This is a genomic window from Acidicapsa dinghuensis (assembly GCF_025685685.1).
GTDB lineage: Bacteria > Acidobacteriota > Terriglobia > Terriglobales > Acidobacteriaceae > Acidicapsa > Acidicapsa dinghuensis.
Window position 1 is genome coordinate 217,051 of record NZ_JAGSYH010000007.1, and the last position, 21,670, is coordinate 238,720.

General features: G+C 57.8%; 15 protein-coding genes. 13 read left to right on the forward strand and 2 right to left on the reverse strand.

Annotated features, from left to right (window positions below; all coding sequences use genetic code 11):
• Nucleotides 1-134 precede the first annotated feature (134 nt).
• The 7 genes from OHL22_RS20435 (at nt 135) to OHL22_RS20465 (ending at nt 9,298) form a co-directional block, all read left to right on the forward strand.
• On the forward strand, nt 135-830 hold the full coding sequence (locus tag OHL22_RS20435; RefSeq protein WP_263341451.1) for a response regulator transcription factor: 696 nt from the start codon (nt 135-137) through the stop codon (nt 828-830).
• Nucleotides 830-2,287, forward strand: coding sequence for a sensor histidine kinase (locus tag OHL22_RS20440; protein ID WP_263341454.1), 1,458 nt, complete (start codon nt 830-832; stop codon nt 2,285-2,287). Before OHL22_RS20435 ends, OHL22_RS20440 begins: the two co-directional genes overlap by 1 nt.
• A gap of 712 nt (nt 2,288-2,999) precedes the next feature.
• On the forward strand, nt 3,000-3,386 hold the full coding sequence (locus OHL22_RS20445; protein WP_263341456.1) for a hypothetical protein: 387 nt from the start codon (nt 3,000-3,002) through the stop codon (nt 3,384-3,386).
• Nucleotides 3,387-3,455: 69 nt separating this feature from the next.
• A complete protein-coding gene (locus OHL22_RS20450; RefSeq protein ID WP_263341458.1) occupies nt 3,456-4,808 on the forward strand; it encodes a TolC family protein in 1,353 nt (450 codons plus the stop codon).
• Nucleotides 4,805-5,962: an efflux RND transporter periplasmic adaptor subunit gene (locus OHL22_RS20455; RefSeq protein ID WP_263341460.1), complete on the forward strand. Its 1,158-nt coding sequence runs from the start codon at nt 4,805-4,807 to the stop codon at nt 5,960-5,962. Before OHL22_RS20450 ends, OHL22_RS20455 begins: the two co-directional genes overlap by 4 nt.
• Nucleotides 5,962-9,126: an efflux RND transporter permease subunit gene (locus OHL22_RS20460; protein WP_263341462.1), complete on the forward strand. Its 3,165-nt coding sequence runs from the start codon at nt 5,962-5,964 to the stop codon at nt 9,124-9,126. The genes OHL22_RS20455 and OHL22_RS20460 overlap by 1 nt, the downstream gene beginning before the upstream one ends.
• A 1-nt stretch (nt 9,127) precedes the next feature.
• Nucleotides 9,128-9,298, forward strand: coding sequence for a hypothetical protein (locus OHL22_RS20465; protein WP_263341464.1), 171 nt, complete (start codon nt 9,128-9,130; stop codon nt 9,296-9,298).
• 61 nt (nt 9,299-9,359) lie between these two features.
• Here the strand turns inward: OHL22_RS20465 and OHL22_RS20470 are convergent, their stop codons facing one another.
• Both OHL22_RS20470 and OHL22_RS20475 read right to left on the reverse strand, forming a co-directional pair.
• Nucleotides 9,360-11,933: an ABC transporter permease gene (locus OHL22_RS20470; RefSeq protein WP_263341465.1), complete on the reverse strand. Its 2,574-nt coding sequence runs from the start codon at nt 11,931-11,933 to the stop codon at nt 9,360-9,362.
• Entirely contained in the window at nt 11,934-12,650 is a 717-nt protein-coding gene (locus OHL22_RS20475; RefSeq protein ID WP_263341467.1) for an ABC transporter ATP-binding protein, read from the reverse strand.
• Between the two features lie 237 nt (nt 12,651-12,887).
• On the opposite strand from OHL22_RS20475, the gene OHL22_RS20480 reads away from it, so the two are divergent.
• From OHL22_RS20480 to OHL22_RS20505, 6 genes are all read left to right on the forward strand, one after another.
• Nucleotides 12,888-13,511 carry an arylesterase gene (locus tag OHL22_RS20480; RefSeq protein ID WP_263341468.1) on the forward strand — a complete coding sequence of 208 codons (624 nt, stop codon included), beginning with the start codon at nt 12,888-12,890 and terminating at the stop codon, nt 13,509-13,511.
• Nucleotides 13,512-13,807: 296 nt separating this feature from the next.
• Nucleotides 13,808-15,373 (forward strand): PQQ-dependent sugar dehydrogenase, encoded by a 1,566-nt coding sequence (locus OHL22_RS20485; RefSeq protein WP_263341470.1) that lies wholly within the window; start codon nt 13,808-13,810, stop codon nt 15,371-15,373.
• 317 nt (nt 15,374-15,690) lie between these two features.
• A complete protein-coding gene (locus tag OHL22_RS20490; RefSeq protein WP_263341471.1) occupies nt 15,691-17,856 on the forward strand; it encodes a GH92 family glycosyl hydrolase in 2,166 nt (721 codons plus the stop codon).
• Nucleotides 17,857-18,013: 157 nt separating this feature from the next.
• Nucleotides 18,014-18,892: a subclass B3 metallo-beta-lactamase gene (bla, locus tag OHL22_RS20495; protein WP_263341472.1), complete on the forward strand. Its 879-nt coding sequence runs from the start codon at nt 18,014-18,016 to the stop codon at nt 18,890-18,892.
• A gap of 114 nt (nt 18,893-19,006) precedes the next feature.
• Nucleotides 19,007-21,226 (forward strand): glycoside hydrolase family 3 C-terminal domain-containing protein, encoded by a 2,220-nt coding sequence (locus tag OHL22_RS20500; protein WP_263341473.1) that lies wholly within the window; start codon nt 19,007-19,009, stop codon nt 21,224-21,226.
• A 100-nt stretch (nt 21,227-21,326) separates the two neighbouring features.
• A complete protein-coding gene (locus tag OHL22_RS20505) occupies nt 21,327-21,647 on the forward strand; it encodes a nuclear transport factor 2 family protein (RefSeq protein WP_263341474.1) in 321 nt (106 codons plus the stop codon).
• Nucleotides 21,648-21,670: the final 23 nt, after the last annotated feature.

The window sequence follows — 21,670 nt, forward strand, 5'->3', positions numbered from 1 at the left end:
CCGATGAATCTTTCATAAGATTGTCACTTCAATCTGTAATATTTGCTCCCGGATATGCTGGAATTGTCTCAATCAACGGATTCTGGAGTCGGACGAGATTTCATCCCCCAAGTGAGAGGTTGCAGAAAAACTCCATGCGTATTCTGGTAATCGAGGATGAGCCGCGGATGCTGGAACTGCTGCGCAGGGGTTTGCAAGAGCATGACTTCGCGGTTATGACGGCTATGGACGGCGAAACCGGACTGGAGATCGCCACCACCTGTGAGTTCGACGCGATTGTGCTCGACATTGGTCTTCCCCGTCGCGACGGCTACGACGTAATACGAACCCTGCGCGAACGTTCCTGCACAACCCGTGTCCTCATGCTGACCGCGCGCGACAGTGAGGATGACATCATTCGCGGACTCGATCTGGGCGCGGATGATTATCTAACAAAACCGTTTTCTTTTCCTGAATTTGTAGCACGGCTTCAATCGATCACGCGCCGGCAAACGCAAGATACGAACTGCAAAATCGAAGCAGGGGACCTCGCTGTCGATCTCGTGAAGCGATCAGTGACTCGCGGTAACAACAACATCGATCTTTCGCGTTCCGAGTTCAATTTGTTGCTTTCGTTAGTGCGCAGCGCGGGACAGTGCGTCCCTCGTCAAAGCCTGATGGAGGGCGTCTGGGGCGCCAATCCCGGAGTGGGCTCCGGCGCTCTCGATGTACTGGTGAATTCTCTCCGCGGCAAGATTGATGCCTCGTACCAACCCAAACTTATCCATACGGTGCGCGGATCGGGCTACCTGCTCAGCAGCTCGTGGCATACGTGGGGGCAAGCCCGGTAATGAAGACCGCTGCGATTCGCATCAGACTTACGTTCTGGTATTTCGCCATGTTCGCAACTGCGGCATGCCTGCTAAGCATAGCCAGTTGGTGGATGTTACAACGCAGTGTCGATGCAACCGAATACCACGATCTCCAGGAGCGCGCGGAGGATGTCCAGCTGCTGCTTCTCAACGAAGACCCTAACCGAAGCATCGATGAGCTGAGACAGGATTTCACTCAGATCTATTCCATCAAGGACGACGGCAAATGGCTGCAGGTCGCAGACCAGGATGGGCGCTGGATATACCGCTCCAGACGCATGATCGCGGAGAATCCTGAATTGCCTCGTCCCGAACAACTACCCAAAATGGGCGTCATTGCAGAGTTCCATCAAGGCACGCGATACGTCAGGATATTGGCTTATCCCATTCAGGTTCGCGACAAAAAATACTCCGTGCAGACGGGTATCGCCCTCAACAAATCCATGGCGTTGCTAAAGTCCTTCGGCGCCGATCTCCTGCTGCTGACCCCTGCGATGATTCTGTTCGCCTCCCTTGGAGGTCACTGGATGAGCAGGAAGGCCTTGCGGCCCGTTGCTCTGTTGGCCGCCGAGGCACGCTGTATCAATGACAGAAATCTGGACAGGCGGCTACCTGTCCCGCAAACTCAGGATGAGATCAGCGATCTTTCCAACACACTCAATCAGATGTTGGAGCGGATCGACAAGGCTTTCGCCAGCGTGCGCGCCTTTACCGGCAATGCTTCGCATGAACTGCGTACGCCCATCACTCTTTTGCGGACCGAAATCGAAGTTGCGCTGATCCGTCCACGTGATGGCGAAGAATACAGGGCAACTCTATCCCACCTGCATCACGAAACGGTCTTGATGACCAGACTGGTCGAAAATCTGCTTTCCATTGCCCGCGCAGATGCTGGAGCTGAAAGGGTGAACCTGCAGCCAATCGATCTGAATGATCTCTTCCATCGAATGGACCGCGACTGGATAGACAGCATGCACCTCGCAGGCCTTGATTTTCGGACGGAGATTGGGAATGAGCAGCACCAAGCACTGGGAGATCCGTCGACTCTGCCGCGTCTTTTATCCATTCTGCTGGAGAACGCAAGAAAATACACACCTGCTGGAGGGAGCGTAGTCCTGTCAGCCGTAAATGAGAGCGCGGGAATCAGGATTGCGGTGCAAGACACCGGCGTCGGTATTTCGCAGAAAGATTTGCCTCGTATTTTCGATCGTTTCTTTCGTGGCGAACAAGCAGGTATCGCGGAGTCAAGCGGGTCTGGTCTGGGGCTTGCACTTGGAAAGTGGATCGCCGAAAGACACGGAACAGAATTGGTTGTTGCAAGTTCCCCGGGATGCGGTAGCAGCTTCTCTTTCACGTTACTGCGCGCCACGCCCGCTCCACTCAAGCGGGCAAGCTTGCCTTATCTCCTGGAGGACGAAGAGGAAATTCAAGCATGACAGGCTGATTAGAAGCTATCTCATATATGCCTTTGCGGTTTTACGATGCGGCCTGAGACCCGCTTCGATGGCGGGTCTCATCCGAGGCCTTACCGGTATTTGAGGGTTTATGAGATAGCTTCTAGGATCGCCTTTCGGGTTATATGGATTACGGATAAAGCAATCTTTCGTACTGAAGTAGCCGCCGCGGCCTAGATCAATCGTCTTTGACCGGATGGAGTTGATGGTGTACGAAAGGCCATTTGTAGCGTCCTCTGCAACTGCGTCTGTAGAGCGTCATAGTTATTCGATCCATCCCTCGCTCTGCTCATATCCGGTGGGTACGAAGTACGGAAACGGCACGCGGTTCCACAAATCTGTGCAAGATCGCGATATGATTCGCACGGCTGAAAAGCTGGAACACTTCTTCCTGCAATTCCCCTCTGTAAGCGAGAGCATGAATCTTGGTGCGACTTGCAAAATCCACGGATCATAAGTGGTGACGGCTTGTCGTCACAGCGCCGGATTGGATAATGCTTGCGGCTCAAAACACTTTCGATTCATCGTGCTTTAACAACTCGGCGCTGCAAACGTCTTATATTTCGATGGCTTCGTCGCCTTTTACCAAATCCTTACGTCCTTTGTATTGAGGTTTTACACTCCTTCATTGAAAGTTTTTGTAGCACCATAGAAGTTACTTCTATCCTGCCTTCGGGTAAAATCTGGTCAAACGGTGGAGATTCTTCTCAACATCACCTGGGCAGTTTGCTCGCTGATCCTCGTCGGATTCTGGCTGCGCAGCGGTGTCGCATCCTCCCAGCCCCGGCGAACACAGCTGTTTGCGTTAAGCATGGCGGTGCTGTTGCTCTTACCGGTGATCTCCCTGAGTGACGACCTTCTCGCCATGCAGGCGCCGGCTGAGACCGATACCTGTGTTCGACGCGTTCAGCAGCTCGACAACCTTCATCCCGCGACACTACTACCGGCTTTGCCGTCGCGCGTCTATGTACCTGCACTGATTGGATTTGTGTCCGTGCAACTGCCATCCCGGCAGAACGATGTTGTACCTTCGTTCCAGTTGCCCTCCGCAATGGACAGCCGCCCTCCGCCACAGGCCTGATTTCTCGCCCCGAAGACTTGGCTCTTAGTGAAACAGGCTGCCGGTTTAAATAGAACCGGCGAGGAAAGTATGAATCGACACGCACCCTGGGTGTACGCTGTCTCGTGCCTCTGCGCTGCCGCGTTCAGCCAGAAGATATCAGCACAACAGACCAGTCCTGGATCGCAACAGGTTCCCTCTGCGATCTCCGCACAACAGGCCGTAAACGGCCCTTCCACTCCCGGCGCTCTTACATGGGATCAGGTAAAAACCAAATTTGAGGCGTCCAATCCTCAACTCAAAGCCGATTCGCTGAACGTCGACGAGATGCGCGCCGAAGAGATCACAGCGTTTCTGCGGCCCAATCCGCAGTTCACTTTCTCTGAAGACGGTGCGCAGATTGCTCCTCACAACGGCGTATGGCAGCCATTGAGCGGCATACAAGAGCAGTCGAACATCGGCTATCTCATCGAACGCCGCAACAAACGCCATCTGCGTCTTGAAACAGCCCAGGACGCGACACACGTAGCCGAGTCGCAGCATCAGGATCTCGACCGCACCTTGACCTTCGGGCTGCGCAGCGCGTTTGTTCAAACGCTGCAGGCAAAAGCTGTGCTCAAGCTCGCCCAGGAAGACCTGGCCTACTACGACCACATCATCGATATCAGCCGTGATCGCCTCCGCGCAGGCGACATTGCTCAAGTGGACTTCGACCGGATTGAACTGCAGCGCGTGCAGTATGAGTCCGAGCTGCAAAATGCGCTTGTCAATCTGCGCACAGCAAAGATCCAGCTCATGCAGTATCTTGACCAGCGCACGCCAATTGAGCAGTTTGATGTGCAAGGGCCGTTCGATTTCACGCAAGATCTCCAGGATCTCGAACATGTCCGCCAGTTGGCTCTCGACAACCGCCCTGACCTGCGCGCTGCCCTCCAGCAGATTGAGCAGTCGAAGGCAGCGCACAAACTGGCTGAAGCAAACGGGTCCACCGATCCAACCCTTAGCGGATGGTGGACACACAACGGCTCCTACAACAACGTCAATGCGGAAGACGCTCTTGGCCTGAGCGTCAACATTCCACTGCGCATCTTCGATCGTAACCAGGGCGAGAAGAAGCGCACAGCCATTGATGTGGACCGTTCCACGCAGCTCACCGAACAGGCCCGCGCACAGGTCTTTGCCGACGTCGACTCCGCATATACCACCGTGCAGAGCAACGTCGATCTGTTGAAGCCCTACAAATCCAAGTACCTCGACGAGTCCACTCGCGTGCGCGACACCATCACATACTCTTACGAGCACGGCGGTGCATCGCTCGCCGACTTCCTCAATGCGCAAAGCGATTACCGCAGCGTGCAGCTCGCATATCTCCAACTGATCGGTACCTATCTCTCAGCGGCGAGCCAGCTCAATCTCGCAGTTGGCCGCGAGGTGATTCCATGACCCTATCCCGCTTCGCGGTTGCCTCACGGTATTGGCCGCTTTCACTCCTGCTTGCCGCCACTGTCATCACCTCCTGCAAAAAAGAAGCCTCTGGAGATGGTGCGCCTCCACCGGCGAACGTAGTTCACGTCCCAGACATGAACCTCGTCAGCGTCGATCCGCAAAAACTCAATCTCTTTCCACTGCAGGCAGCAGAGAAGATCGAGACCGCATCGCAACTCACCGTCACCGGATCGGTCAATCCGGATATCTCACGCACCATCCCAGTCATTTCGCTGGCCAACGGTCGCGTCGTCGATATCAAGGTCCGCCTGGACGACTACGTGAAAAAAGGCCAGCTCGTCATGAAGGTGCAGAGCCCCGATGTCTCCAGCGCCTTTGATGCCTATCTCAAGGCTGTCAACGACGAGCAGCTTGCCAATAAAGCCTACGTCCGCGCTAAGGATCTGCTCGATCACGGAGCCATCTCTCAAGCCATGTATGAACAGGCTGAGGATTCGGAGAAAGATGCCAAAGCAGATCTCACCGCTGCCGAGGAACAACTCAAGGTTCTCGGCGTCGACAAGGATCATCCCAGCAGCGTCGTGAACGTATACGCTCCCGTTTCGGGCGTCATCATTCAACAGAACACCACACAAGCAGGCGCAGCCGGCGTCAACCTCTCCGGCTCATCGACATCTTTTGTCATCGCCGACCTCAGCGAAGTCTGGATTCTTTGCGATGTCTTCGAGAATGATCTCTCCAAAGTCCACCTTGGCGAGAACGCGCAGATTCACATCAACGCCTATCCTGACAAGGTTCTCACTGGCCGCATCAGCGACATCGGCCCAGTGCTCGACCCAACCATGCGCACAGCAAAGGTCCGCATTCAGGTTCCGAACCCCGGCATTCTCAAGGTCGGCATGTTCGTCACAGCTACCTTTGCATCAAAGCAAGCCGCAGAACACACCGTCGTACCCGCAACTGCGGTCCTGCATCTGCATGATCGTGATTGGGTCTTCATTCCCACCAGCGAGAACAATCAATTCAAGCGAACCGAAGTTCACGCCGGATCGATGCTGCCGGGAGACAAGCAGGAGATTCTTAGTGGCATCCAGCCCGGAGACAAGGTCGTAGCGAATGCGCTGAGCCTTGAAAGCACGGTGAGCCAATAATGATTCGCGCTCTCGTTGACTTCTCGCTCAGAAACCGCTGGCTGGTACTCGGCGGCGTCATTCTGCTCACCGCCTGGGGCATCGTTTCGTTCCGAAACCTGCCCATCGAGGCTTATCCCGACGTAGCCAACAACTACGTCACGGTCATCACGCAATGGCCTGGCCGCTCCGCCGAAGAAATTGAACGCCAGGTCACCGTTCCCGTCGAAATCCAGATGGCCGGTATCCCGCATCTCTCCGCCCTGCGCTCTTTCTCGCTCGCTGGTCTTTCTACCATTGAAATGACCTTCGATGATGCTTCCATCGACGATGTCAATCGCGAGCATGTGCTTGAGCGCATGCAGCAGGTCACGCTTCCTCAAGGCCTACAGCCGCAGATGGGCACAGACTGGAGCCCGGTCGGCCAGATCTACTGGTACACGCTCGAAAGCACCAACCCCGCCTACGACGCGATGGAAAAGAAGTCTCTCGAAGACTGGACGCTCGAGAAGACCTTCAAGCAGGTTCCCGGCGTAGTCGATGTCTCCAGCTTCGGCGGCCCCACGCGGGAATACCAGATTCGTCTCGACCCCGATAAGCTCATCTCTTACGGCCTCAGCATTGGACAGGTCGAGCAGCAGATCGCCAACAACAACACCAATGCCGGCGGCAGCTTCATTGAGCAGGGCCAGCAGCAAATCAACGTTCAGTCGCTCGGCCTCTACACCACATCGCAGGACATCGAAAACACCCTCATCAAGACGCAAAACGGCACCGCCGTCAAGGTCAAGGATCTCGGAGTTGTTGCGCAGGGACCGAAGATTCGTCTCGGCCAGATCGGCCGCGCGTGGCATCGTCCCGATGGCACCATTGTCGACAATGACGACACTGTTGAAGGTATCCTTCTCCTGCAAAAAGGCGAGGACTCTGATCCCGTCTTGAAAGGCATCGAAGCCAAGGTCGATGAGGTCAACCACCACATTCTGCCACCAGGCGTAAAGGTAGTTCCCTTCCTCGATCGCTCCGACCTTGTTCATTTCACCGTCGAGACCGTGGAGCACAACCTGGCCGAAGGCGTCATCCTCGTCTCGCTCATTCTCTTCGTCTTTCTCGGTAACGTGCGCGGCGCATTCATCGTCGCGCTCACTATTCCCTTCTCGCTACTCTTCGCGTCGATCCTGCTCGATCTACGCCACATCCCAGCTAACCTGCTATCACTAGGCGCACTCGACTTCGGCATGGTCGTCGATGGTGCGGTCGTGATGATCGAAAACATCATCCGTCATCTCAACCATAAGCAGGATCTTCACACTCCCCGCCAGAAAATCCGTGATGCCGCGCAGGAAGTGCAGCGCCCCGTCTTCTTCGCCATCGCCATCATCATTACTGCGTATCTGCCCATCTTTACGCTGCAAGCCGTGGAAGGCCGCCTCTTCAAGCCCATGGCGTGGACAGTCGCCTTCGCCCTGCTCGGAGCGCTCACCTTCTCCATCATCGTGGCTCCAGTGCTGGCAAGCCTGCTCTTCAGCAAAGGCGCAAAAGAATGGGAAAACCCGCTTATGGGCTTCCTCGTTCGTCATTACCGCACCAGCGTTCGTTGGACCATCGAGCATCGCAAGCTCACCGTCTCCGTCGCTCTCGTCATCTTCGCTGCGGCCATCTATCTCAACTTTGGCGGAGTCATCGGCTCCGAATTCCTCCCCCACCTTGATGAAGGCGCCATCTGGGTCCGCGGCACGCTCGCACCAAGCACCGGCCCCACCGCAAGCATTGATTTCACCAATAAAGCTCGCATCGAACTTGCATCATTTCCCGAGGTAACAACAGTAGTTAGCCAAACAGGCCGCCCCGATGACGGCACCGATTACACCGGTTTCTTTAACACCGAATACTTCGTTGACCTCAAGCCCAAAGACAAGTGGCGTCCCGTCTTTCACCAGAACAAGGAAGCACTCATCGACGCCATCGACAAGGACCTCGAGAGCAAATTCGCAGGTGCGATCTGGAACTTCTCTCAGCCCATCTCCGACAACATGGAAGAAGCCGTCTCCGGTGTGAAAGGCGAGTTGGCCGTCAAGCTTTACGGCGACGATCTGCACATGCTCGAGAAGAAAGCTCAGGATATCGTCAACGTCATGCAAAATGTGCAAGGCGTCGCCGACCTTGGTGTCTTCCGCATCATCGGTCAGCCTAACCTCAACCTCACCGTCGATCGCGCCGCAGCCGCTCGCTATGGCATCAACGTCGCCGATATTCAGGATGCGATTCAAACCGCGGTGGGCGGCAATGCCGTCACGCAGGTGCAACAGGGCGAGGCGCGTTATGACGTCACCATTCGCTATCTTCCCAAGTACCGCGATACTGAAGAAGCCATCCAAAACATCCGCCTGCTCGATCCTGCTGGCGAGCGGGTCTCTCTTGCGCAACTCACCAAAACCGATGTCGACGATGGCGCCGAAGAAATCTATCGCGAAGGCGGTCAGCGTTACATCGCAATCAAGTACTCCGTTCGTGGCCGCGATCTCGGATCAACGGTCGAAGACGCCATCGCAAAGGTTGAGAACAAGGTTCAGCTACCGCCCGGCTATCACACCGAATGGGCCGGTGAATATCAGAGCCAGAAGCGTGCCAACAAGCGTCTTGCGCTCGTCGTTCCCATCACGCTGATGGGCATCTTCCTGATCCTCTACGTAATGTTCCACTCGCTCAAGTGGGCCTTCCTCGTCATGGCCAGTGTCTCCATGTCCTCCATCGGTGGACCGCTCGCACTTTTCATGACGCACACCAACTTCAGCGTCTCCTCTGGTGTCGGTTTCCTTGCGCTCTTCGGAGTGTCGGTCCAGACCGGCGTCATCATGCTTGAATACATCAATCAACTGCGAGCACGCCGCAAGGGCATGCAGGAAGATCACAAGAGCAACATCATAGAAGCAGCTATTGAAGGCGCTGTCCTTCGTCTGCGGCCCATCATGATGACCATGCTGGTCGCAACGCTCGGCCTGACGCCGGCAGCGCTGTCGCACGGCATCGGCTCCGACTCTCAGCGTCCCTTCGCCATCGTCATTGTCGGCGGCTTGCTCGCAAATCTTGTGATCGGTGTCTACCTATTGCCCACACTCTACGTCATATTTGCTAGAGACAACGACGTACTACCCAAGGTTGAAGACGATAACACAGAGTTTTAACATGAGCATCGAATTTGTGACCCCCAAAAAACCGCAGGAAATCCGGCAGCTTCGCGAGGAGCTGCCGGGCAACTGGTACAACTACGAATCATCCGAAACAACTCTGAATCGCCAGCACGTCAGTCATTGGCTGGCCAATCTGGAAGTCTCAGAAAACAGCTTCGACCGGTAATGCTCCATGAAGACGATCCGACGAAGCAAGCAGAGCTATAAACCGGCAAAGCTGTATTGACTTACTCCTCGCGCAGCACTTCCAGCGGTCGCAAGCCAAGTATCCGATGGCTCGCAACCCACCCTGTCGCAGTAGCCAGTGCAGCCGTGCCTAGCAGTGCAATCACCGTCGCGCCCCACTCGATGTGCCACGGAGCCTCCAGCTTGCGCAGCAAGATCCGCGTCAGCACGTTGGCAAAGATCACGCCGACAGTTCCCGCCAGCAGGCCAAGAACTGAAAACTCCACGCTGAAGATGCGCACAATCCGCCATCGCGTCGCACCCAGCGTCTTCAGCACCACCGCCTCGCGCATCCTGCGGAATCGTGTGCTCGCTACGCTCGATGCCAGAATCATCAGCCCCGCAAAGATCGAGAACCCCGCCAGGAACTTCACCACCATCGTGATCTGGTGCACCACGCTCTCAATGCGGTCCAGCACATCCGCCAGGTTGATCACCGTCACCGTCGGATACGCCGCAAACAACGCGCGTTCAATTGCAGGCACCTGACTCGTCTCAACACGCACCGCACCATACCAGACCGCAGGCGCATCCTTCACCAGCCCCGAAGGCAGCATGAAACTTGCCCGTCCAGCGATGTGCTCCTCATCCGCACGATATAGCGCCGCCACCTTAAGCGGCATTGTCACGCCATTCACCTCAATCTCAACCGCCGATCCAACTCCAACATGAATGCGCGAAGCGATTCCCTCGCCGATAGCAATCTCCTTCGCTTTCGGATCGCTCCACCACTTTCCCTGCCTCACTTTATCGCCCTCAGGCAAGGTGTCAGCCCAGCTAAATGAAACACTCTCCAGCATCCGCTTCGGAAAGTGCTCCACCTTCAGCTGGTCGAGCGGCGTTCCATTCAACGAAACAAATCGCCCGCTCACCACAGGCAGCAGATCAAGCTGCTGCTTCACGCCCTGCTGATTCTTGAAGAACTGCCGGATACCATCGATCTCATCGTTCGTAATATCCACCAGAAACATATTCGGCAGCTTTGGCGAAGCCGTCTCCTGTATCTCGCGCAGCACCTGCGACTGCATCAGATACACCGCAAGTATGAGCATCACTCCAACGCCAAGCGCGGCAAGCACAGCAGCCGACTGATTCCCCGGCCTGTACAGGTTCGCCAGCCCCTGCCTCAGATACTGCGGCAAACGCAGCCGCACGCGATTCAACAACCATCGAAGCAAGCGTAGAAATCCTGCCGAAAGCAGCAACAGCACAAACAAAATCGCCGCAAGACACGCACCAAACCACGTCCCCACCTGCGCCGAATCACTCAACGCCGCAGCAATCGCGGTCAGAGCAGCAAGTATCACCACACCCGCAACGATCTGCAACTTCCTCTGTCCCCACCTTGTCAGGAATGCCACAAACCCGCGCTGCTCCGCATCTTCCACCACGCGCCGCAGCACCAATATCGGCCGCACCTTCCGCACATCCAGCAGCGGCGGCAAGCAAAACAGCAGTGTCGTCAGCAGCCCTGTCGCAAGCCCAGCAGAAGCCGACCGCCACGGTATCGCCAGCCGCGCATGCACCGGCAGCAGATTCCCCAACACTGACGGCATCGCCAACATCACACCCGCGCCCGCAAGCACACCCAATAACGCCCCAGCCAATCCAAGCCCAAGCGTCTGCAATAAAAAGATCCGCAGCAGATCGCCCGATCCCGCGCCCACAGCCTTCAAAATCGCCAGCACATCCATGCGCTGCTCCAGATGCGCGTGCATGCTCATCGCCACGCCAATCGCACCCAGCACCATCGCGACTAAACAAATAAGGCTCAGAATCGCCGTCGAGCGATCCAGCCCCTGCGTCAGCGCAGGATTGCCCTCGCGATAATCCATCACCTGCGCCTCAGGCAGCGCGGCCTCCAACTGTTTCCGTACTTCCGCAAGTTGCGGCGTGCTTTGCAGCGTCACGGGCAGCGCCACCAGCAGCCGCTCATTCGCCCTGCTCCCTGCCGCAAGCAAACCAGTTGCATTGAGCGCGCTCCGCGAAATCAACACGCGCGGCCCTAGCCCGGCGCCAGCGGTCATCCGATCAGGCTCCTGCACCAGCCGCGCCGCAATGCGAAAGTTGTGCCCGCCCAGCCGCACCGTGTCCCCAACCTTCGCCTTCATCCGCACCATGAACTCGTCGGCAACAACCACCGATGTATCCGTCAGTGCGGCCTGCAACGGCATCTCAGGCTCCAGCACAGCCTCGCCATAATACGGATACTGCGCCGGATCGACAGCCTTCAGCGAAACCAGAATCGGCACCGGATCAGGTGGCACCGACACCATGGACACCGTCTCCGTCACCCAAGTCGTGCGAATGCCCTGCGCATTCAGCGCCGCAATCTTCTTCAGCTCTTCCGCGCTCGCCTGCTGATTCGTTCGCGCCGACAGATCGCCCGCCATCAGTGACCGCGCCTCTGTCGTCAACGTTCCACGAAAGATCTCGCTGAATCCGCGCACACCCACCAGCGCCGCTACGCCCACCGCAACCGACAGCACCACAAACAAAAACTTCCCAGGAGCCGAGCGTAGATCGCGCATCGCGATGCTGGCCGCACGTGACCACGTCAAGGAACGCGCCGCCATCTAACGCACCTCTTGGGAAACAACAGCCGTGACAACATCCATGGACTGAGCGACAACGTCCTCCACAACCATCCCATCCCGCAACACAATCTTGCGATGCGCCAACGCAGCCACTTGTGGATCGTGCGTCACAAGCACCAGCGTCGTCTTCGCATCACGATTGCGGCTCAACAGCAGCTCCAGTACCTTCTCGCCATTTACTGAGTCGAGATTGCCCGTAGGCTCATCGGCCATCACAATCGGCGGATCGACAATGAACGCCCGCGCCAACGCCACTCTCTGCTGCTCGCCGCCCGAGAGCTGCACCGGGTAGTGATCCATCCGCTCCCCCAACCCCACCTGCTCCAGCAGCCCGCGCGCCTTCGCCACACCATTGCCCGGCTGGTTCAGCTCAAATGGCAGCAGCACATTTTCGAGTGCCGTCAGTGTTGGAATCAATTGATACGACTGAAAGACAAACCCCAGCTTCTGCCCGCGAACAATCGCCAGCGCAGCCTCATCCAGATTGTGAATCGGCACGCCGTCGAGATAAATCTCACCCTCACTCGGCGTATCCAGCCCGGCCAGCAATCCCAACAGCGTGCTCTTCCCGCTGCCGCTCGCCCCCACAATCGCCACAAATTGCCCTGAAGGGATGCTGATATCGATTCCCTTCAAAATCTCCACGCGACGCGCGCCATTCTGAATCCACCTCTTAACCCCGCGCACTTCAATCATGCAAAAGTCCTCATCAAAACTTCGGTATTATCGCCGCATCTTGTTGTCATCCTGAGCGCAGCGAAGGATCTGTTGTTGCCTTTGCACTTGCTTTTCTGTCTGTCATCCCCGGAGGGGATCCGCTTCTTCCTGAAGTACGTTCACCCTCTTCCCGCGCACTAATCCTTGTTTCCAATCTACGCGGATTCGTCCACTAGGGTTCCTCTACCACCTAACTCCCATTGATACACTGCATTCGTGAAGCCCCGCCACGCCGCCTCGCTGCTTATCGCGCTCATCCTCTTCGCCGCTTCTCTCTTCGCTGCCCCATCGGAAAAAACCCTCATCTGCTTCGGCGACAGCATCACCGCCGGCTTCGGATTGGACGTCTCCCAGGCCTACCCAGCCGCACTCCAGCATCTGCTCGACACCCGCGGCTACCACTATCACGTCGTCAACGCCGGAGTCAGCGGCAACACCAGCAAAGACGCCGTCGCCCGCGTCCAGTCCATCCTCGCCCAGCACCCCGACGTCGTCCTGGTCGAATTCGGCGGCAACGACGGCCTCCGCGGCCTGCCCCTCGACCTCACCCGCCACAACCTCGACTCCGTTCTCACCACCCTCCAGGCCGCCCACGTCAAAATCCTGCTAGTCGGCATCACCCTCCCGCCCAACTATGGTCAGGACTATATCCACAGCTTCGACGCCATCTACCGCGAAGCCGCCGCCAAACACCATGTCCCCCTCATGCCCATGCTCTACAACGGCATCTACACCATCCCCGGCACCATCCAGCCCGACGGCATCCACCCCACCGCCAAAGGCAGCCAGCTTATCGCCGAACACATGCTGCCGCTCATCACGCCCCTGCTGCGCAAGTAAGAGACAGTTACGAAACTCTTTGCTCGGACGAAGTCATCAGACTGGAGCCGTGCTGCGTCAAGACGCGACGCGCTCTCGAAAAACGGCATCACAATATTTGGCCTCCTTTGAAGTCCAGACCAGCCAACTGACCCAAAGTGATCCTTACAGGGACCTTACAAATGCTAGACATTCCCTTTCCTTAATCTCGCGAACCACCCCGGCAAGATACTCTAAAACAAGATTGCGGCCACAGGCGTCGACGCTTGGAAAATCGTTTTGCCGCCGGATCGCTCAATCCACAAACGGAGGACACAATGAAGCATTTCGCGATCGCGGGGCTGTGCTTGGCCATGGCTTCTAGCGCCGCATTGGCGCAGGTCAACGCCGGAGAACAGAAGTCCGATCCCAACCTGCCTTTCACTGTTACCCAGATCACGACCCTGAAGCTCCCATGGAGAATCGCATTCCTCCCCGACGGCCGCATGCTCATCACCGAAAAGGTCGGCGGCCTTGAGCTTGTCACGCAGCAGGGAGCTCAAACCCCCGTGGCCAACGTCCCCGCCGTTCTCTGGAGAGGCCAGGGCGGCATGCTCGGCGTCTACCTCTCCCCGCACTACGCCGAGGACCATAACATCTACCTCACCTATTCCGAGCCCGGTGAGCCTGGCGGATCGAGCCTCGCCCTCGCCCGGGCCGAGTTGAAGATCGGCAACGGCACAGCCAGCCTGGAAAACCTCAAGGTCATCTGGCGCGACGGCGAGCGTGGCGAAGGCGGCCAATTCGGCGCAGCTGTAGCCTTCTCTCCCGACGGCAAGTATCTCTACCTCAGCTCTGGCGACCGTCAGCGCATGACCCCTGCTCAGGACCCCAATCAGCCTCTCGGCAAAATTCTCCGCCTTACTCTCGATGGCAAACCAGCCCCGGGCAATCCCATGGCCGGCAAAGTCGGCGCAGCTACCGTGCCCGTCATTGATCCGCCCGAGGACACCGAGAAGGCTAAAACACAGCCCGTCATTCGCACCTACTCCTTCCCCGGCCCGAACCTGACGCCTTCGGAAACATGGGCGAGCGGCTTCCGCACTCCCTACGGTCTGGCCTTCGCGCCTGACGGACGCCTCTGGGAGCTCGAGCACGGACCGCGTGGCGGCGATGAGCTCAATCTCATCAAGCCCGGCAAGAATTACGGCTGGCCGCTCGTCTCCTACGGACACAACTACAACGGCGTTCCCATCCCCTCGCCCGAAACGCGCCCTGACCTCACCGAGCCCGTCATCTACTGGGTTCCCGTCATCGCGCCCGGCAACCTCATGTTCTACAAAGGCTCGATGTTCCGGCAGTGGGACGGCTCAGCCATCGCCAGCGGCCTCGCATCCAAAGCCCTCATCCGCATCGTCTTCGACGGCAAAGGCGGAGCGCGAACAGCCGAGCGTTGGGACGTAGGCCACAGAGTCCGAGACATCGAAGTAGCACCTGATGGAGCACTCTGGATGATCGAAGACGCAAACCCCGGCGGTCTCTTCCGCATCACGCCACTTGGCATGGCCGTCTCGGCGCCAATGGCGGCTGCTTCCGCTCAACCCGCAACACCCGCTGCGGCAGCGCCCAGTGGCTCAGATAGCGACCACGCCAAGAGCATCATTGCCAACAACAACTGCCTCCTCTGCCATCGCGTCGGAAAAGAAGGCGGAGACATCGGCCCATCGCTCAACGGAGTAGGCACCCGCCGCACCGAGGAGCAGATTCGCGCAGCAATCCTCACTCCCCCGGCAAAAACGAGCACCGGCACTGCCAACCCCATGCCGCCCATGAAGGGTAAGCTCTCAGACGAAGACCTGAACGCCCTCGTCAACTACCTTCGCTCCCTCCCCGCTCAGCCCTGAGCACCGTCACACTATAGCGGGCATCTCGCCGGTGAAACATCCATCAGCGAGATGCCCACTTCATTAGATCCGGCATCCGCACTCACCGCCTTCATCGAACAATCCCTCCTGTCTATCACGGGGCGCTAAGATCACTGCGCCATCTCATACACATACAATCCAAGTAGTCCCATAGGACACCGAAATGAGGCGCGTCCTCCACGAGGAGTCCTGCCGCAAATCATAGGAGAAGCAACTTGAGCAGTGAGTCAAAAAGCAGTTTAGGCACCAGTCGCCGTTCCTTTCTAAAATCCTCAGGTTTCGCCGCCGCAGCGGTCATGACGCCTGCTGCGATCACCCTCGAAGCTGAGGGACCAACGGTCACGCAGCACGCATCCACCAAAGACGAGCGGCTCGCAAGCCCCGTCACGCTGGTAAGCATTCTCCAGGGCACCGACTCAACTCCCGCGTTCTCCCGTGGCAACACTCTGCCCATCGCCGCCCGTCCCTTCGGCATGGCGCACTGGACCCTCCAGTCCACGCCCAACACGCCATGGATGTTCCAGCCCGGCCAGCGCCGTATTCAGGGCTTCCGCTCCACGCATCAGTTGAGCCCATGGCTGAGCGACTACGGCCAGGCCACATTTCTGCCCATCTGCGGCGCACCCAATCTCGACTACGGGGCGCGCGCCACTTCCTATCGCCCGGAAGACTCCGTCCTTTCGCCCCACACCATGGCGATCAAGCTGCTGCGTTACGGCATTGACGCCGAACTCGTCCCCACCGAACGCGGCGCACTCATCCACGCCAGCTACAGCAAGTCTGAAACACCGGGCTTCGTCTTCGACGTACCCGGCGACAATCCGCCCATGCCGGAGCCCGACGCATCGCAGCGAATCATCCATTTCCGCTCCACAGCAAACTCCGGCGGCGTGCCAGACGACTTCGCCTGCTACTACGTTCTGCACTTCTCCGAGCCGTGGACAGCTTTGGAACACAAAGATCAGAAGCACTATCACACCACGCACGTGAGCTTTGCCGATAGCGTCCGCTCTATCGATGTGCGCATCGCAACCTCGTTCATCTCCTTCGAGCAGGCCGAGCGAAACCTGCAGATTGAACTCGGCAACAAATCCGCCGCCGATCTGCGCGCCGAGGCAGAAAAGGTGTGGAACGACAATCTGAAGCGCATCGAGATTGAAGGCGCCACCGAGACGCAACAACGCACTTTCTACTCCTGCCTCTATCGCACGCTCTTGTTTCCGCGCATCTGGCATGAGCCAGACGCAAGCGGAGCCATGCAGCACCGCAGCCCATACAACGGCAAAGTCGTCCCAGGCGTCATGTATGCCGACCACGGCTATTGGGATCTCTATCGCGCCTGGTATCCGATGATGACCATTCTCTTCCCCGAGCGCCTCGGAGAGATCCTGCAGGCCTGGGTCAACGCCTACCAGGAAGGCGGATGGCTGCCTCAGTTCCCTTGCCCCGGCTATCGCGCCTGCATGACCGGCAGCCTCATCGATTCGCTCTTCGGCGAAGCAGCCGTCAAAGGCATCAAGGGCTTTGATATGGCCACAGCCTACGAGGGACTGCATAAGCATGCCACGCAGCCCGGCAATCCAGACGCGGGCTACGGACGCCGCGGCATCGAGGAGTATCTCAAGCTCGGCTACGATCCCGCCGACAAAGTCGATCAGGCAGCCGCCGAAACCGTCGACGCAGCCTACGGCGACTACTGCATCGCGCAGGTTGCCAAGGCCCTCGGCAAAAACGACGACTACACCATGTTCATGAAGCGCTCTCAAAACTGGCGCAACATCTTCGATCCATCGGTAAATTTCTTCCGCGGCAAAAAATCGGACGGCAGCTATCTCGAACCCTTCAACCCCATCCGCTGGGGAGACCCCTACGTCGAAGGCTCAGCCTATCAGCATCGTTACGATGCGCCCCACGCCATGCCCGAACTGATTGAGGCCATGGGCGGCAAAGACAAAGTCGTCGCCGAGCTGGAAAAGTCGATCAAGATGTTTCCTGACTTCGACACCGGAGCCTACGGAGCCGAGATCCACGAGATGGCCGAGATGGCCGCCGTCGACTTCGGCCAGTACGGGCACAACAACCAACCCTCGCATCACATCCTCTACGTCTTCACCGTCGCAGGCCGCCAGGACCTCACCGCCCACTGGACCAAACGCGTGATGGACGAGCTCTACACTCCAGATCTCTTCGCCGGCGATGAAGACACCGGCTCCATGGCCGCCTGGTACATTCTCAGCTCGCTCGGCTTCTATTCACTTTGCCCCAGCAAACCGGAATACATGCTCGGAGCCCCGCTCTTCCAGCGAGCCACCGTCCATCTGCCCAACAACAAAACCCTCGTAGTAGAAAACGCCTACAAAGGCGGAGCCACAATCCACACCTCGCTCAACGGCAAACCACTGTCAGAAGGCAAAGTTCAGCACAACGAACTGATAGCAGGCGGCCACCTTCGCTTCGCCTGAACCTCAAGAGCCGCAACCGCGCATCTCGACGGGGAAACGTCCTGACGGGATGCGCAGTTTCCGGACGATTGCCCATTGTCTTTCGAGTTATTAGCGCAGTGCCTCCCCGGCTTCAACAGGCCATCGAATCATCTTCCTTCTCTGCTACAACGACAGAATGCGTACTGCCCTCTTCTGCCTGCTCCTGCTCATATCCTTCAACCCCCAATCAGTCTTTGCTGAGACAAACCCAGCGTGGACAACTCCAATCACTCCCTTCCGCATTGCTGACAACCTCTACTACGTCGGAAGCGAGGACCTCGCCAGCTACCTCGTCGTCACGCCAAAAGGAAATATCCTCATCAACGCAAACCTCGCCAGTTCACCGCCGCAAATCCGTGCAAGCGTTGAGAAGCTAGGTTTTCACTGGAGCGATACTCGCATTCTGCTGAACAGCCAGGCTCACTACGATCATGTGGGCGGCGCGGCAGAAGTGGTTCACGAGACTCACGCAAAGAACATGGTGATGGACGGCGACGTAAGCGTAATCGAAACCGGCGCACGAACAGACTTCTTATCGCCCTCTCCCAACATCGTTCGATACGGTCCTGTTCACGTGGACCGCGTTCTCCATGACGGAGACACCGTAAGCCTTGGAGGCGTAACACTGATCGCCCATAAAACCGCCGGCCATACGCGCGGCTGCACTACATGGACAATGCGCTCACACCTGCCCGGTGAGCCAGCAGGAACAATGCGGAATATCGTTATTGTGGGAGGCGTAGGCTTTTGGTCGGAGTATCACTTCGTCGCTACCTCCGCCCATCCCGTTAGCTACCCCGGCATCGTTCAGGACTTCCAGCATACGTTTTCGGAGTTGCGCGCTTTGCCTTGCGATGTATTTCTGGGAGCCCACGGCGGATACTTCGATATGCTCACCAAACTTAAGCGCTACCCGCAGACTGGTCCCCGCGTCTTTCTCGACCCGGCTGGTTATAAGGAGTTTGTCGCCGACGCTCAAGAGACTTTCAGGAAAGCTTTAAACAAACAGGAGTAGTTCCCTTCCATCTCCTGCCAGAATGATTACTTAAAGGCTTTACTTCAGGCGATTCGTGCCCCCAGTGTGATACTCTTCGCTGGTTCGAGCAGACCCTCTCGGGAGCACACCGTCATGTCAAAAAAGCTATCCCTGCTCATCGTCTTCGTAGCCCTTTCTTCGCTTGCCACTCCCCTTATCGCACAGTCCGACTACCCATTCCGTAATTCGAGTCTCCCTACCGAGCAGCGCATCACGAACCTGCTCAGCCTGCTCACCCTTCAGGAAAAAATCGACCTCATGTCCGGCGCACCCAAAGTGCCGCGCCTCGGCATTGCCTTCACCGGCCAGGTCGAGGGCCTCCACGGTCTCGCCCTCGGCGGCCCCGGCCATTGGGAGGGCAAAGGCAAGCAGCCACTGCCCACCACCACATTCCCGCAGGAACGCGGCCTCGGCAACACGTGGGACCCGGCTCTCATGCAAAAGATCGGCGCGCTCGAAGGCTACGAAGCCCGCTACTACTATCAGCGCCCCGTCGACAACCGCGGCGGCCTCGTTGTTCGCGCCCCTAACGTCGATCTCGCGCGCGACCCGCGTTGGGGACGCAGCGAAGAGTCAATGGGCGAAGACCCCTACCTCGTCGGCACCATGACCGTCGCCTTCCAGCACGGACTGCAAGGCCCCGATCCCGATCACTGGCAGGCAGCCTCGCTCATGAAGCATTTCCTCGCCAACGAGAACGAAGACACACGCGACTCCAGTTCCTCCGACTTCAGCGAGCGCCTCTTCCGCGAATACTACTCAGTCCCCTTCCGCATGGGCTTTGAACAAGGCGGCTCACGCGGCGTCATGGCCGCTTACAACTCATGGAACGGCGTTCCCATGATGATCAACCCCGTCCTCAAGGACGTCATGATCAAGGAGTGGCACAACGACGGCATCATCTGCACCGACGGCGGCGCGCTCGGCCTCCTCATCACCGCGCACAAGAGCTTTCCTGACAAGGAGCACGGCTCCGCTGCCGCAATCAAGGCCGGCATCAACTACTTCCTCGACACCTACAAGCCCGACCTGACCAAAGCCGTCACCGACGGCCTCGTCACCGAATCCGACATCGACTCCGTCCTGCGCGGCTGGCTGCGCGTCCTCGTCAAGCTCGGCGAATTCGACGCCACCTACAACGCATCCGGCCCAGCCACACCCGGCGCAAATGATCCTTACGGCCACATCGGCCGCGATAACACCCAGCCTCCGTACGAGCGCGACTCATCGAAACAACTAGCCCGCCAAGCTACCGATGAATCCGTAGTCCTTCTCAAGAACGACAACCACACCCTCCCTCTCGACTCCGCAAAGCTCAAGACCATCGCCGTCATCGGCCCCTACGCTGATGATGTTCTCCTCGACTGGTACAGCGGCACACCGCCCTATGGCGTCACTCCACTGCAAGGCATCCGCGAAACCGCACCCAATGCCAAGGTCACTTTCGACAAAGGTGCAGACCCAGCCGCGGCAGCCGCACTCGCGAAGCAGGCAGATCTCGCCATAGTCATTGTCGGCAACCATCCCTACTGCAACGCCACCCGCTGGAAGCAATGCGACACCCCCAGCAATGGCCGCGAAGCCGTCGATCGCAAGACCATCGTCCTCGAACAGGAAGACCTCGTAAAGCAGGTCTACGCCGCCAACCCGCACACCATCGAAGTCCTGATCTCCAGCTTCCCCTACGCCATCGTCTGGAGCCAGCAGCACCTGCCCGCCATCGTCCACCTCACCCAGAACAGCCAGGAACTGGGCCACGGCCTGGCCGACGTCCTCTTCGGCAACTACTCACCCGCAGGCCGCCTCGCCCAGACATGGCCCACCGGCGACGATCAGATCCTGCCCATCATGGACTACGACATCACGCACGGCCGTACCTACATGTACTCCAAGCTCAAGCCGCTCTACCCCTTCGGATACGGCCTTAGCTACACCAACTTCAACTACCAGCCATTGCAATCAAGCTCCAAAGAAATGCCCGCCGACGGCCAGGTCGAGATCACCATCCCCGTCAAAAACACCGGATCACGTGACAGCGATGAAGTCGTCCAGCTCTATGTCCAGCACATGCACTCAGCCGTCATACGCCCGCAGCTTGAGCTCGTCGGCTTCGAACGCATCCACATCGCCGCAGGCCAAACCGGCACGGCCCAGCTAACCGTCAAAGCCCGCGACCTCGCCTATTGGGATGAAATCCGCCACGCCTGGCGCGTAGAGAAAGAGCCCATCAAGCTCCTCGCCGGCGGCTCCTCCGATGCACTCCCCGTCTCCACGCAGATCAACATCACCACCACGCACGAATACAAACCATAACCCGCATCAAGAGATCTAAATGCCACGGGACGCGAAAACCCTTCAGATACAGGAAACCTCAGGAAACGCCAGAAGATCCAATTGATAACTGGAGCGGCCCATGGAAGAGCAACAGATACAAGAATCCTTGAATGCGCATTGGCAAGCATCAGCAGCCGGCGATGTAAACACAGAGCATGATATCTACGATGACGATGCTATCTGTGACTATCCCCAGTCAGGCGAGCGTATCTTCGGACGAAACAATTTGCAGGCCCTGCGAAGTCATCACCCCGGCAAGCCCTCAGGTTTCAACATCAGACGAATGCTGGGAAGAGGCGATCTTTGGATCACCGAATACACCATCGACTATAAAGGGCAGCCAGCATACACAGTGAGCATCATGGAGTTTCGCAACGGTAAGGTCGTGCACGAGACATAATATTTCTCCGATCCCTTCAAAGC